The organism is Phocaeicola vulgatus ATCC 8482 (assembly GCF_000012825.1).
GTDB classification, from domain to species: Bacteria; Bacteroidota; Bacteroidia; order Bacteroidales; family Bacteroidaceae; genus Phocaeicola; species Phocaeicola vulgatus.
In genome coordinates, this window is sequence record NC_009614.1 from 4,002,151 (window position 1) to 4,015,767 (window position 13,617).

13 protein-coding genes and 1 tRNA gene are annotated in these 13,617 nt (G+C 37.3%); 12 read left to right on the forward strand and 2 right to left on the reverse strand.

Features of this window, described 5'->3' with window-relative positions:
* Nucleotides 1-149 precede the first annotated feature (149 nt).
* From BVU_RS16015 to BVU_RS16065, 11 genes are all read left to right on the forward strand, one after another.
* Nucleotides 150-1,517: a sigma-54-dependent transcriptional regulator gene (locus tag BVU_RS16015; RefSeq protein WP_012055574.1), complete on the forward strand. Its 1,368-nt coding sequence runs from the start codon at nucleotides 150-152 to the stop codon at nucleotides 1,515-1,517.
* On the forward strand, nucleotides 1,514-2,845 hold the full coding sequence (locus BVU_RS16020) for a sensor histidine kinase (RefSeq protein WP_012055575.1): 1,332 nt from the start codon (nucleotides 1,514-1,516) through the stop codon (nucleotides 2,843-2,845). Before BVU_RS16015 ends, BVU_RS16020 begins: the two co-directional genes overlap by 4 nt.
* 159 nt (nucleotides 2,846-3,004) lie before the next feature.
* A tRNA-Pro gene (locus tag BVU_RS16025) sits at nucleotides 3,005-3,079 on the forward strand.
* 118 nt (nucleotides 3,080-3,197) lie between these two features.
* Nucleotides 3,198-4,412 (forward strand): site-specific integrase, encoded by a 1,215-nt coding sequence (locus BVU_RS16030; protein WP_012055576.1) that lies wholly within the window; start codon nucleotides 3,198-3,200, stop codon nucleotides 4,410-4,412.
* Between the two features lie 526 nt (nucleotides 4,413-4,938).
* Nucleotides 4,939-5,424, forward strand: coding sequence for a hypothetical protein (locus BVU_RS16035; protein WP_012055577.1), 486 nt, complete (start codon nucleotides 4,939-4,941; stop codon nucleotides 5,422-5,424).
* Nucleotides 5,421-5,915, forward strand: coding sequence for a hypothetical protein (locus BVU_RS16040; RefSeq protein ID WP_012055578.1), 495 nt, complete (start codon nucleotides 5,421-5,423; stop codon nucleotides 5,913-5,915). The genes BVU_RS16035 and BVU_RS16040 overlap by 4 nt, the downstream gene beginning before the upstream one ends.
* A 56-nt stretch (nucleotides 5,916-5,971) precedes the next feature.
* Nucleotides 5,972-7,792, forward strand: a complete 1,821-nt coding sequence (locus BVU_RS16045) for a hypothetical protein (protein ID WP_012055579.1) — start codon at nucleotides 5,972-5,974, stop codon at nucleotides 7,790-7,792.
* Nucleotides 7,793-8,287: 495 nt separating this feature from the next.
* A complete protein-coding gene (locus BVU_RS16050) occupies nucleotides 8,288-9,313 on the forward strand; it encodes a DUF3871 family protein (protein ID WP_012055580.1) in 1,026 nt (341 codons plus the stop codon).
* Between the two features lie 84 nt (nucleotides 9,314-9,397).
* Nucleotides 9,398-9,673, forward strand: a complete 276-nt coding sequence (locus tag BVU_RS22865) for a hypothetical protein (RefSeq protein WP_032946272.1) — start codon at nucleotides 9,398-9,400, stop codon at nucleotides 9,671-9,673.
* Nucleotides 9,674-9,714: 41 nt separating this feature from the next.
* Nucleotides 9,715-10,176, forward strand: a complete 462-nt coding sequence (locus tag BVU_RS16060; protein WP_012055582.1) for a JAB domain-containing protein — start codon at nucleotides 9,715-9,717, stop codon at nucleotides 10,174-10,176.
* 105 nt (nucleotides 10,177-10,281) lie between these two features.
* Entirely contained in the window at nucleotides 10,282-10,956 is a 675-nt protein-coding gene (locus tag BVU_RS16065; RefSeq protein WP_012055583.1) for a recombinase family protein, read from the forward strand.
* 164 nt (nucleotides 10,957-11,120) lie between these two features.
* Here the strand turns inward: BVU_RS16065 and BVU_RS16070 are convergent, their stop codons facing one another.
* Nucleotides 11,121-11,495: a DUF4405 domain-containing protein gene (locus BVU_RS16070; RefSeq protein WP_012055584.1), complete on the reverse strand. Its 375-nt coding sequence runs from the start codon at nucleotides 11,493-11,495 to the stop codon at nucleotides 11,121-11,123.
* Nucleotides 11,495-12,313: a DUF134 domain-containing protein gene (locus BVU_RS16075; RefSeq protein WP_012055585.1), complete on the reverse strand. Its 819-nt coding sequence runs from the start codon at nucleotides 12,311-12,313 to the stop codon at nucleotides 11,495-11,497. Before BVU_RS16075 ends, BVU_RS16070 begins: the two co-directional genes overlap by 1 nt.
* 529 nt (nucleotides 12,314-12,842) lie before the next feature.
* On the opposite strand from BVU_RS16075, the gene BVU_RS16080 reads away from it, so the two are divergent.
* Entirely contained in the window at nucleotides 12,843-13,616 is a 774-nt protein-coding gene (locus BVU_RS16080) for a hypothetical protein (RefSeq protein ID WP_012055587.1), read from the forward strand.
* Nucleotide 13,617: the final 1 nt, after the last annotated feature.

A 13,617-nucleotide genomic window follows, 5' to 3' on the forward strand; every position in this document is an offset into this window, starting at 1 on the left:
TGGGATAAAAGATAATGATGTTTCTGTGCGGATACGCACAAAAATAGTGCGTATCCGCACAGACAACACATTAAAAAAAACAATATCTTTGCAAAAAAGCGGATAGAAAATCTTTTATTCGTATAACAAGATATATTGAGGATAAAATAATGAATGCAAAAGGAAAAATATTGATTATAGATGATAATGAGGACGTGCTTTTTGCACTAAACCTTTTATTGGATCCCTACGTGGAAAAAATAAAAGTTACTACTCAACCGACTCGTATTGAGCATTTCATGACTACTTTTCAACCTGATGTTATTCTGCTTGATATGAATTTTCGTCGGGATGCTATCAGCGGGCAGGAAGGATTCGATTGTCTAGAGCAGATATTAAAGTTAGATCCGCAGGCTATTGTCTTGTTTATGACTGCTTATGCGGATACAGATAAAGCAGTACGGGCCATTAAGGCTGGAGCTATTGACTTTATTCCCAAACCTTGGGAAAAAGAAAAACTACTTGCTACGCTTTCATCGGCTATCAAACTTCGTGATTCTCGTAAAGAGGTCAGGCAACTGAAAGAACAAGTTGTAGCATTGAGCGCGCAGGATGAAGAGATGCCTCAAATGATAGGTCACTCAGTGCCTATGCGAGAGGTTTTTGATACTATTCGGAAATTATCGGATACTGATGCTAATATTTTGATATTGGGTGAAAATGGAACCGGTAAAGATTTGGTGGCCCGTTCTCTACGTTATTTTTCTCCTCGTCGTGAATGTCCTTTTATAACGATTGACTTGGGGAGCATACCTGAATCATTATTCGAAAGTGAATTGTTCGGCTATGAAAAAGGGGCTTTTACAGATGCCCGCAAAGCAAAGGCGGGACGTATGGAGGTGGCATCAGGAGGAACGCTTTTTTTGGATGAAATAGGGAATTTGTCATTACCTATGCAGGCCAAATTACTAACAGCCATAGAAAAACGGCAGATTTCACGTTTGGGAGCAACGGATATAATTCCTATTGATGTTCGGTTGATAAGCGCAACGAATGTAAATATCCGAGAATTGGTGGAGGAGGGTAATTTCCGTCAAGACCTATTGTATCGTATCAATACGATTGAGATTACTATTCCTCCATTGCGGGAAAGGGGAGAGGATGTTCTCTTACTGGCTGATTATTTCTTACAACGGTATACTCATAAATATAAGAAAGAGATAAACGGACTGAGCCGCGAAGCCAAGCAGAAACTCATGCGTTACCATTGGCCGGGTAATGTCCGCGAATTGCAGCATGCCATAGAACGGGCAATTATTCTTTCGGACTCGCCATTGTTAAAGCCTGCAAATTTCATGTTGCAGCCACAACCCGAGAAGAGGGTGAATACGGATGAGATACTGAACTTGGAACAATTAGAACGCAATGCCATAGAACGTGCTATGAAACGCAGCGAAGGGAACTTGAGTCGTGCAGCGGAATATTTGGGGATTACCCGTTACGCTCTTTATCGGAAACTTGAAAAATTAGGGTTATGAGTCGTTTACAAACTTTACGGATGATAGCTTGTATGTTATTAATGGGGGTAGTAGCTATAGCTGCATATCTCTTTTATCAACATTCGCTCTATTTTTGCTTGTTTTTTTCGCTGATGATTATGGCAGGTATTATCATTTATATCTGTCAGTGGCAGTATAAAACGACCCGTATGATATCGCGAATGATAGAAGGTATTCGTTATGCAGATTTCTCTTTGAGTTTTTCTACCCAGCACAAAACTCGTACAGAACAACGATTGGCACAAGAAATAAATAATGTTGTTGCTGAATTCCGTACTCGGTTGTCCGAGAATGAAGAGCGATATCAATATTATGAAACATTATTGAATACTGTTGACAGCAGTTTGCTGGTAGTAGATAGTCAGTGCAATATACATTGGATGAACCGGGCAGCCATGCAGGATTTGTGCGGTTATCGTATTCATTCTGTCAGGGAATTGGCTCTGTTAAATTCTGATTTTCCTACTATTATCCTGTCATTACAGCCTGGAGAGATTAAAACAGTACGAATACATAAAGGAGATATTATACAAGAATTGGCTGTTACGGTATCTGAATATTCCGCTCAACATGGTACGGAACTCCGGTTGGTTAATTTAAAGAATATCCATGCTGTATTGGAGGAAAATGAGATGGAAGCATGGCAGAAGCTGATTCGTGTACTCACTCATGAAATAATGAACTCCATTGCGCCCATTATTTCATTAAGTGAAACATTAAGTGAGCGTGCTGTACAAAATGGTATGAATGAGAGAGATTACAATATCATGTTGCAAGGGATGCAGACTATTCATAGAAGAAGTAAAGGGTTGCTGAATTTTGTGGAAAACTATCGTAAACTTTCTCGTCTGTCTGCTCCGATACTGGCTCCAGTAAATATAGGTGATTTACTGAGTGATATGAAAAAACTGTTTCCTAATAAAAACATACAATATATATATAAAGTAGAAAACCCAGAAACGACACTGATGCTGGATCGTTCACAGATAGAACAAGTATTAATCAATTTACTAAAGAATGCAGGTGAGGCTTGTGTAGAGCAAATCTATCCCGAAGTTATCATTAGCACACATTGTGATTTAGAAAAACATCTATTTTTCCTTTCTGTCTGTGATAATGGTAGTGGCATTCTTCCAGAAGTATTGGATAAAATCTTTGTTCCTTTTTTTACAACGAAGCCAACAGGTAGTGGTATAGGACTCAGTTTATGCAAACAAATTATGAATTTACATGGTGGAAGTATCTCGGCGAGTAGTGAAATCGGAAAGGGGAGTTGTTTTACACTGAAATTTCTTTGTTGCGGATAAAAAAAGTTTTAAGGTTAATGTTTTGATTTATAATTTGATAAGTAATGATGCGAAAAAAAAGTAGAAAAAAATCGCTTTAAATATTTGCATATATAAAAAAAAGCCGTACCTTTGCATCGCTTTTGAGAGATAAGGCGATTGAAAAATAAAAAAAAGATTCGGGGTGTAGCGCAGTCCGGTTAGCGCACCTGCTTTGGGAGCAGGGGGTCGTGGGTTCGAATCCCGCTACCCCGACAGATGAGAATCAAGGAGTTACGGTAAAATGTAGCTCCTTTTTTTTATTCTCCGAATGGGGCGGTTTACTTTTGGTTTAACCAAGTGAGTTAAACCGAGAGTTAAACCAAAAATGAACATGGATGCTACAATTTCAGTGGTTTGTTACAAATCCAAGACCCTATCTAATGGCGAACACCCTCTAATGCTTCGTATCAGTAAAGACGGAAAGAAGAAATACCAAAGTTTGGGAATATCTGTAAATCCCAAGTTTTGGGACTTTCAGAAAAATAAGCCGAAACCTAAATGTCCTAACTTGGAGTATCTTCAAAAGATTATTCTTGATAAGAAGCTGGAACTTCAAAAGAAAATGCTTGAAATAAAGTCCGACCAAAAAGAATACTCGGCTGCAACTCTGATTGAAGCAAATGAAAAGCTACAGGTTGCTAAAAACGTAGATTGCTTTTATAAAGAAATAATTGCTCAATGTGAGATTAACAACAAATGTGGCAATAGGCTGGTTTACCTTAATTCCTATAACTCTTTGAAAAGATTTACTAATGGAAAATTGGAAATCCCCTTTAACACCATAAATGTGGCATGGCTCGAAAAATATGAAAAATGGCTTCGGAGTAATGGCAACAAAGAAACAACAATCAGTTTAATGTTCCGTACCTTACGAAGCACATATAATAAAGCAATAAAAGAAAGATGTGCCCATTTGTCAGATTATCCTTTTCAAGAATATAAAATCAGTAAATTCGACACTTCTACTCAAAAGAGAGCCATAGCTAAAACGGATATGTTGAAGTTTACAGAAACTTCCCAACCGATAGGACAGAAAAAATATGTGGAGTTAAGTAAAGACATTTTTATATTCAGCTATCTGTGTGGCGGTATAAACTTTACTGATATAGCTAATTTAACACAAGAGAATATCGTTAATGGTAGGTTACACTATATCCGTCAGAAAACTGGTAAGCTAATCAAGATTGGAATACCCCAAGAAGCTATGCAAATTATTAAAAAATACACCGATGAGAGTAATGGTTATCTATTCCCGATATTGAACGTAAAAGTCCATAAAACAGCTTTGCAGAAGCAGAATAGGATTCATAAAATACGTGGCAAGGTAAATGACATTCTAAAGACACTTGGTAAGCGATTGGGAATTGAAGCTAATATAACAACCTATGTGGCTCGCCATTCATTCGCAAGTGTCCTTAAAAAATCGGGAGTAAATATTGCATTGATAAGTGAAGCATTGGGACATTCAGACTTGGCGACTACTCAAATATACTTGGATAGCTTTGACAACGAGCAAGTAGATGAAGCAATGAAGAATTTGCTGTAACTTAAAAAGAGTTCTGCCCTATATATAATAAGGTGGAACTCTTTGTTTCCGTTAAAAGGTTATCAATGAATGTTATATGTGCATATGTGGGACAAAAATGTTTTGAAATCCATTTTGTGAATTAAAAAATAGCTGTACCTTTGCATCGAACAACAAAGAGTTGTTGGAGCTAAAAGACGCAATTACGTGTCACTAATTAAGTGGGTTGATTTGAAAGATTTAAACTTGCGTACGGAGTTGTAAAACTCTATTTCAACCATATCACAACAGAAGATTTATCTTCTTTATTACAAGCATCTTGTTCTTCATGATTCCCTCGTATGGTATGCATGGACGAAAAGAACGCTGTTAATTTCATAAGGCAATCAAAAGGATTGCTCTGAAGTTAAAATTGTAAAGCACATAATTTATGTGTTCGGCTATTATTGGTCGAAGCAGGGTATGTTGCATTACAAATTCAGAAAATGAAATTAGTGGCTTTTTTTGTGTCCATACGCTTCATCTTTTAATTAAAAAAAATAAAACGATGAAAAAACAAAAAAAAGAAATCACGCTTCGTGACATTGAAACGATGTACGGAAATGAGGGTACAAGAGTTGCAGAACTACAATCTAGATTAGCACTGGTGCCAGAATGGTTATCCGTCTTTTTAAATGAACAAGAAAAAAAGGCTTTAACCCAAAGAGTGCTTAATGGAACAACAGACGATAAACTAGATTTTTTCAATGACTTAGCCTATGGGAAATGGCAGTTCATGATGTTAGTTGATTTGACTTGCAAAACTAATCCGGAAGATGTTTTTCTTGCAACAGTCGAGGATTTTAATGCGGATAGAGTAGATGCTACACTCTCGGAAATTCAGCAACGCCTAAATTGTAGTGTGTTCAAAGTGTGGCAGCGAGGAGAACATTTCTTTTTGAGTAAAGCAGATGAAGATTTTCAAGATGCAACTATCCGTAGAATCGGTTGGCTGATTGACCCTAAACATGACGACAAGGAGGATAAAGAATGATTCAATTCAGTTTTGAAAAGGTTTCCGGCATTGGCAACCGCGAACCATATAATAATGCGGCTGCGCATGAAGAATTGAAGTCCATGATGTCACGTTTTGACAGATTGAACATCTTCTTCGACATTGACGAGGACGGCTACGAAGTGATAAAGGTCGAAAGCACATGCGTGAAACGCTTCGCGTATCAGTTGAACGATAAATCCGCAAACTGGCTTATGACATACCTTTCTACTGGCAAGAGTGAGGATTTTGGAGTAGAACCGTCCGAAGTTCAGAAGTCAGACCAAACTAACGGTAACGAGTATCGAAAGAATATGCTCAAACTGTTTGTGGAAAGTAAGGCTGTAAACATTCAGTTTACACCCGAGTTCAGAGACCGTAGAGGGCAACTAACAGCAGTAGCCAACTTCAAGTTCGGTAACATCTTCTTCTTTATAAACCGAGACGAGGATATTGTTTCGTACTTGCAAGAGAAAGGGTTAACTCGTTAAATCTAAACGGAGCAGAGGAAATGCAAATTTCCTCTCTCCTTTTTAAATCCACATAAATGAAAAAGGAATATATACCTATATATAAAATAGCTGGTAAAATCCAGTACTTGACAGAAGTCCTGCCACAGATAGAAACAAACACTATCCTTTGTAAGACATTAACCGGATTGGGTGCAACCTACTCCGAAATAAAGGCTAAGCGACATTCTGTTATTATCGTTCCCAATGTTCCGCCTATCATTGGCAAGTGCAAAGACCCGAAGCATAAGAATGACAATCTGTTCGGTGTCAAGCAAGGGGTGACAACAGAAGAAGTCATTGACTATATTGAAAAGACATTAGCCGCAGGAAAGTTTATCAAGTTGATAAGCACTCCCGAAGGATTTGCTAAAATCAAACGGGCTTTCGAGGAACTGGAACTTGACATATATAATATATGCTTCTTCCTATCCGATGAATGCGACAAGCTGATAAAAGATATCGATTACAGAGCTGATATAATTCTTCCTATGGATGATTTTTTCAGATTCAGAGAAAAGGCATTTGTTTCAGCCACTCCCATATTACCGAGTGACCCACGTTTTGAAAGTCAAAGTTTCAAAATAGTAGAAATACAGCCGACCTTTGATTATAAACGTCCTATCAGCATTGTGCAGACCAACAATGTTTTGGAAGCATTGAAAGAAATTCTACCACAGATAAAAGCACAACAAGAGCAACCACGCAGTATTTGTTTCTTTGCCAACAGTGTTGATATGATACACCAGTTGATGAGTAAATTGGGAATTGAAAATGAGTCCGCTGTGTTCTGTGCAGAAAAAAGTGTTGAGAAGTTGAAGAAGAAAGGATTCAAACGCGCTTATGAACACTGGAACAGTAAGCATAAAATGCCTTATATGTGGTTTACTTGTAGATTTTATACGGCTGTGGATATTGAATTGGAAGAACGGCCCGATATAGTATTTGTCACTGAACCGTATTTTGCAGAATACACTATCATTGACCCATGTACTGATGCGGTACAAGCAATAGGACGATTCAGAAATGGTACTTCTTTGGCTATTCATGTTGTCAATGCCAATGAGAACTATCCGATACGCACCAAAGCAGGCATCAAGGAATATCTCAAAGGTTGCAGGGATGCTTACAAGACTATTAAAAATCTTTATGAATGTGCAACATCTTCAGAAAGCCGAGATGCTTATAAGGCTGCATTGGATATACTGCCATATAACCGGATGCTGAAAAACGGTAAGACCAACTATTTCGCGATTGACAATTTTATTGATGAAGCATTGGTTAAGTCTGCCTACAACAATATTGATTCAGTGGTGAACCGATACAAGGAAAGCAGTTTGTTTTTACCGGAACAGACATCACCTCTTTTTTACAAATTTGGCGATAAGGAAAGGTTGAGACTGATGGATAAGAGCAGTTCTATCAAAGAAAACCGAAAGCGTATCATTGAAATACTGGAATCATTGAAGGATGACAGAAATTCCCCATTAGCGCAATCGTTTATCAGTGACATTAGGCAAGTTGATGCTTTTATTATTGATGCTTACGATACGGTGGGCAAAGAAGTTATTGAAGTAAACAATTATTCATTCAAAAAAATCAAAGAAGCCATGATTATGAAAAACTATAGAGAAAAAACAAGCGGAGTAGAGTTTGTTCAACTCCTTAAAAATTCCTTTAAGATTGGCGAGAAATACACTCGTGAATATATCAAAAAAGAATTAAAGCGTTTATACGCATTGGTTAAGACTGCACCTAAAAATGCGATTACAGCCATGACTATAAAAGATTTCTTCAAAATTCAAGAGTGTAAAATCGGAAATCAAAAAGCTATCAGAATATTAGAACCATTAATATAGGATAGTACTTTTTTTGATGAAAGTTAGTTTTATAGGGTCTGTTTTAAAAAGGTACTCTATCATTAATATTTAGCTTTATCAAATTATTTATAAACGAAGAGTCTTCGCTAATGAAAGTGAGGACTCTTTTTTTATTTGAACACGTCACCATGTCGTAATTCATTCCCCCATGCTGTGCCGGATGATAAAAACGGAGGTACACTACCTTTTTATACCCCCTCATGGCTATGGAAGAAAAAAGCATTCTTTACTTCACGATGATACTATTACCTCACATCATCCATGAAAAAGAATGTCTTTTGTCAGCAGCGTATATGTTCACAATTCTATTCCCGTAGCCGAGCAATAATTTACTAATGCTCCGAATTTCTTTTAAAAGAATATTTAGGGAAAGACATAGAACGAGCCTTAGATGCAAGCGAAGAAATTCACTTGTGTTTAGGGTTTGTTCTTATTAAATCCATTCAATCAATAATCATTTAATTCAAATTTATTATGGAAGCATTACAAATTATGCCTATCATGGCACAGAACCAATCGAGATTTAACTTAGGCGAGTATGCGGAAGAAGCTGCCATTATCCAAGACGAACCAACCGTACAGCCGAGCGTGAACTTTTTGGAAGCCAACACCGATGCAATCACTATGGACGAGCTTACAAACAAATGCGTTGTTCCAACTTGGGCTAACCAAGAATTGACTATCGCACATCAAGACTTTATTTCATGTGTGCATGATGCGGCTTGCTCATTCTATGCAGGTGAAAGAGTGAACGAGCCGGACATCAGAGTTTCACACATTGTACGTGGTAGAACTCCCCAAAGTTTGGGAAAGAAAGCATCGGAACTGCTGGAGTGTGAGAAGACACAATTCTACCAACGTCTTGCATTTGCCTTTACCATTCCAACCATTATCGAAACGATAAGAGGGCAAAGGCTTGAACTGTGCATCGGTGGGGTAAGGAACTATTCAGACCTCAACCTTTATCGTGCATCCAAAGGTTTGGAGAAGTTTTCTGTTTTTGTGGGTTGGAGAGTTAGAATTTGTAGCAATCAAATTTTAACGGGAGAAGGTGTCAAGTTCAATATGGAAGTGACCAATATCAGCGAACTTTACAGAAACGTGCTTGAATTGTTCCACAGCTTCAATCCTGCAAAAGAAATCCACTTGATGCAGTCACTTACCAACACTTCATTGTCCGAGACACAATTTGCACAGATTGTCGGACGGATGAGAATGTTTCAAGCATTGTCACCTGCAAGGCAGAAAGCTATTCCAAAACTTCTAATTACGGACAGTCAGATTAATTCTGTTTGTCGCGACTACTATCACAACGAAGTGTTCGGAGCAAAGGACAACGCCATATCAATGTTCGATTTCCACAATCTTTTGACGCAGGCTAACAAGGGAAGCTACATTGATACTTATCTGCAACGAGCAGTAAACGCTACGGAAGTCAGTGTAGGAATTAACAACGTCCTGCAAGGACTTGATAACAAATACGCTTGGTTCTTGGGCTGAGTGGATTGTTGATTGACAGAGGAAAGGGCAGCTATTCAGTTAGTTGTCCTTTCTTCATTTTATTAATCATCAAATATTACAATCATGGATAAATCTAAAATTGAAAATGCTATCAATCATATCATCTCTTTACAAGAAAGACTATGCTACTGTGAAAACAATTTGCAATATATCAAACGCTTGCAAGCACTTAAATATTGGCTGCACAAGTTTGATTCATTTTTGGATAGGAACAGTAGGCTGCATGGTGAATATGCAGCAGTTTATGAAAGCTACTTCCATACTTGCTGTGGATTCTCATTCTATGATAGAGTATGCAATTCAATTCTTGTTTATGAATATGGCGACAGACCATTTTAACTGTCCAATTTTTCTTCCACCACCACATTAATGTTGATAGAATGAATAGTAAAATATTAGACATAGATTATACTGTTGGAGAAGTGGAACTCACTTACAAATCCACATCAAAAAGCCGGAATAAAATATATAGCTCGGAGGACGCTTATAAATACTTGCTTCCTACCTACAAGGAGGGTACAATTTGTTACAAGGAATATTTCAAAGTCTTGTTCCTAAACCAATCCAGCCAAGTTTTAGGATATACTCTTATATCAGAGGGAGGAATAACAGACACAACCGTTGATGTAAGAGTAATTCTACAAGCTGCATTGCTTACCAATTCAGTAGCTCTTATCCTTGCTCATAATCACCCAAGTGGTAATTTGAAACCAAGCAGGCAGGATATGGAAATTACTAAGCAGGTCAAGAATGCAGCCCAACTTATGAGAATTACAGTAATAGACCACCTCATATTAACAGATGCAGGATATTACAGCTTTGCTGATGAAGGACAGTTATAGCGTATCATCTTGAAAAGGACATTCAATTTTTAAGTTGGGTGTCCTTACTTACATAAGCTGAACGAACATTCAGCACTTGTAACCAACTACTAATAATTGTGAATTATGAAGACATACATAGCATATTTAAGGCAATCCACCATGAAACAGCAAATATCGGGTCTTGGTGTAGAAGCACAACGGGAGATTATACACAACCATGTAAAGAATAAACCCATACTTGCTGAATATATTGAAACGGAGAGTGGGAAGAAATCTAACAGACCTCAACTTCTTGCAGCTTTGGCAATGTGCAGGAAAACGAACTCTATTCTGATTGTCGCTAAATTGGATAGACTGTCAAGAAATGTTGCATTTACTTCAAAGCTGTTGGAGAGTGATGTTGAGATTGTGTTCTGTGACTTTCCACAAGCCAACAGATTAATTCTGCATATCATCAGTAGCATAGCCGAATATGAAGCAGGGCTGATTAGTCAGAGAACCAAACAATCACTTCAAGCCAAAAAAGCAAGGGGTATGCAGCTTGGTAAATCGGAGAACTTGATGAATAAATTTGAACAAGCCGTTCAGCATAGTATCGTTACCAACAAGGCTAAAGCGGATAACAATTCAAATAACATGAGAGCGATAGCACTGTTACGGTCACTATCAATGCAAGGCAAATCATTATCCGAAATGACTTGTCTGTTGAATGAGCAAGGCTTTGTTACATCTAAGGGATGCAAGTTTCAGATTACACAAGTTAAGAGATTACTTGTCAGAGCAAGGTTGATGTCGTGAAGTCACTTTGAAAGGCAGGACAAATTTAGAGCAAGGTCAATCTTATATGCCCCAATTTAAATTTGTCCTACCTAAAAAAACAGCCGGAGAAATAATGGCAGTTTTTATAAATAGACAAGCCAACCTATCTCTAATATATAAAGTGATAGATTGACTTGCCGTTATTAATAGCATAAATAAAACCAAGGCACTATTGTCATTATCAATAGCATTAAAAATAAAATATAAAGTAATACTCGTAGTATATGGTTCGGGTATTTCTTCTTAATAAAAGCCGATACCATGTTTATGTGTAATAAAATATGAATAGCAAGCAGAATGACCAACACAATTCCTGCCCACAAATGAATTTCGCCCCAATCATGCCTTCCCAAGCCCAACAATTGTGAACTCCATGGGGTAGCACCTTGAAATTTGACAGCATGACGAGAAGGAATGACTATTTCCAATATGAAGCCACTTATACTCACCAATGCCATTGCTGTCAGCATAACAAAGTCTATGACAATGTTAAGTAGCATTTTGTTCTTCCTAAACATCATTCTTTATGATTGTGTCCATGGCATTCATGGTGGTGTTCATGGGATGAGCAGCCCACTCCCGAATCTGTAAGCTTCCCGTTTAAGTAGTCAGTGGCAATATCCAAAATATTACCCGAACACCCCCTTATAACTTTGATATGGTGGGTTGTAAGTACATTTAAAGCACCTTGCCCCATATTCCCTGCCAACATGACGCTGACTCCCATGTTTTCTAATTCTCCTGCGATATTGGATTTACATCCGCATCCTTGTGGAGAAGGAATAGTCTCGCTGCTTAGAATCTGATTGTCTTGCCCTACTGTCAAGATTGTGTAATACTCACAGTGACCGAAATGGTTGTCAACTGCATTTTCTCTGGTTGGAATTGCAATTTTCATCATAATCTCATTCTTATTAATGTTAATATTACTAATGCTTATGTCGTTGGAGTGGCACACTGGACATTCCATTTTACGGATTTTAAGTGCAGGTTTGATATTATTGAATACAAAACCGCATACTCCGCAATGGAACCATTCACTATCAGTGTACGCTACTCCACCTTCTATCATTATAGCAACACCACGCACCAATGCTTGGGCAATTTTCTGCCTTGCACTGGTATATATTCGGCTAAGAGTAGGACGTGATACCCCCATTGAAACAGAAGCCTCTTGTTGAGTTTTCATTTCATAATCACATAACCGTATCGCTTCATACTCCTCGAAATGCAAGAATATAGCATCTTTGCGACAAATGTTTGAGGCTATCGGTTTAAAACCTGCAACAGGAGGCATATTATTGACTTTACGGATATTTTTGGGACGTGGTGACATTGAATATTTATTGTTTTTGACTGCAAATATAATGAACAAATGTTCATAACAAAAAAACAAGCCGCTTTTTAACACAACAGATAAAAACTTTGATTTATATTCCCTTGAATACTATTGATTTAAAATAATTCATGTTTGAGAGCATAGAATTTACTATTAATCCTCACTTCATGCTTAGTGATTTAAAACCTTTCGCTATCTTTGTACCAATTCCAATGAACTAATGCGTTAGGGAGTTGGAAGGACATATTTAACGAAAGGTGTTATTGAAATTATCTTCCGCTAACAAATTCTCGCAAAATTTGAAACGGTACGAAGATGATAGCAGTAGCACCCCACCATTTGATATATACCTACCTTATATTTATAAGGCTTTTAGATATTGTCAAAATTGGTGTGGGTTGCTATTGTTTTATCCGTACCAAAGGCAATGCGAGAAGCCAGTTAGCGAGATAAAGCAAATAGTGTTCCCACATCTTTTTTTATTTATGGCTCATTGTAGGGAGCAGGTGAGCATAAAGGTGCAAATATGAAAACCTACTTACTGGATATTCTTAATAGATATAAGAAATTTAGCGAGAGTTTAGATGTAGAAGCCATTCTTTGCTCTAAATCATGGTCTGTTTTCAATGACTCCGGTTGCAAAGAGATATATTTATTTCAGCATGACGGTAGTCTGATAATCTCTGTAAGTGGAGAAGTAACTAATGCTACATGGAAATATATTCCAGTAAACCAATCTATTTTAATCAGCACAAAGAGTGCTTCGTATATGTTGCATCCTGCGTTTGTTGATGATATAATTTTTGCTTTGCAGTTGGACGGAACAAATCAATATTCTTTTATGATTGATGAATTGCAAAGAGATACATTCGCTCCCAAAAGTTTATCAGATATTGAGAAGTACTTTATCACCAAAAAACAACTTGAACTTGAAAAGGAAAAACAACTATTAGCACAACGTGCCTATGATAAAATTGTTGCACGTGAGCGACAAGAACAACAGAGAAAACAAGAAGCGGAAGAGGCTTTAATAGAAGAAGCTCTAAGAGAAAGTAAGCTTTATCAAACAGTTCTTTCTATTGCATGGATACAGATGTTTCTAATTCCTATCATTCTAATTCCATGCTATTTGTTTTCTGACGAGTTTAATAACAATGGTTGGAAAGACAGAATAAGTCTTATTATGGTTCTTGCCTTTTTAGGAGTACTCTTGTTCGTTATTATTAGCTTTTTTATCCTTGACCCGATTAAAAACAGAATCATAAAACGGATTAAAGAAAACAATATTCATAATTCCTAAT

Coding starts and splice junctions, on each gene's coding strand:
- BVU_RS16015 (WP_012055574.1), top strand. CDS start 150: ATGAATGCAAAAGGAAAAATATTGATTATAGATGATAATGAGGACGTG.
- BVU_RS16020 (WP_012055575.1), top strand. CDS start 1,514: ATGAGTCGTTTACAAACTTTACGGATGATAGCTTGTATGTTATTAATG.
- BVU_RS16030 (WP_012055576.1), top strand. CDS start 3,198: ATGGATGCTACAATTTCAGTGGTTTGTTACAAATCCAAGACCCTATCT.
- BVU_RS16035 (WP_012055577.1), top strand. CDS start 4,939: ATGAAAAAACAAAAAAAAGAAATCACGCTTCGTGACATTGAAACGATG.
- BVU_RS16040 (WP_012055578.1), top strand. CDS start 5,421: ATGATTCAATTCAGTTTTGAAAAGGTTTCCGGCATTGGCAACCGCGAA.
- BVU_RS16045 (WP_012055579.1), top strand. CDS start 5,972: ATGAAAAAGGAATATATACCTATATATAAAATAGCTGGTAAAATCCAG.
- BVU_RS16050 (WP_012055580.1), top strand. CDS start 8,288: ATGGAAGCATTACAAATTATGCCTATCATGGCACAGAACCAATCGAGA.
- BVU_RS22865 (WP_032946272.1), top strand. CDS start 9,398: ATGGATAAATCTAAAATTGAAAATGCTATCAATCATATCATCTCTTTA.
- BVU_RS16060 (WP_012055582.1), top strand. CDS start 9,715: ATGAATAGTAAAATATTAGACATAGATTATACTGTTGGAGAAGTGGAA.
- BVU_RS16065 (WP_012055583.1), top strand. CDS start 10,282: ATGAAGACATACATAGCATATTTAAGGCAATCCACCATGAAACAGCAA.
- BVU_RS16070 (WP_012055584.1), bottom strand. CDS start 11,495: ATGTTTAGGAAGAACAAAATGCTACTTAACATTGTCATAGACTTTGTT.
- BVU_RS16075 (WP_012055585.1), bottom strand. CDS start 12,313: ATGTCACCACGTCCCAAAAATATCCGTAAAGTCAATAATATGCCTCCT.
- BVU_RS16080 (WP_012055587.1), top strand. CDS start 12,843: ATGAAAACCTACTTACTGGATATTCTTAATAGATATAAGAAATTTAGC.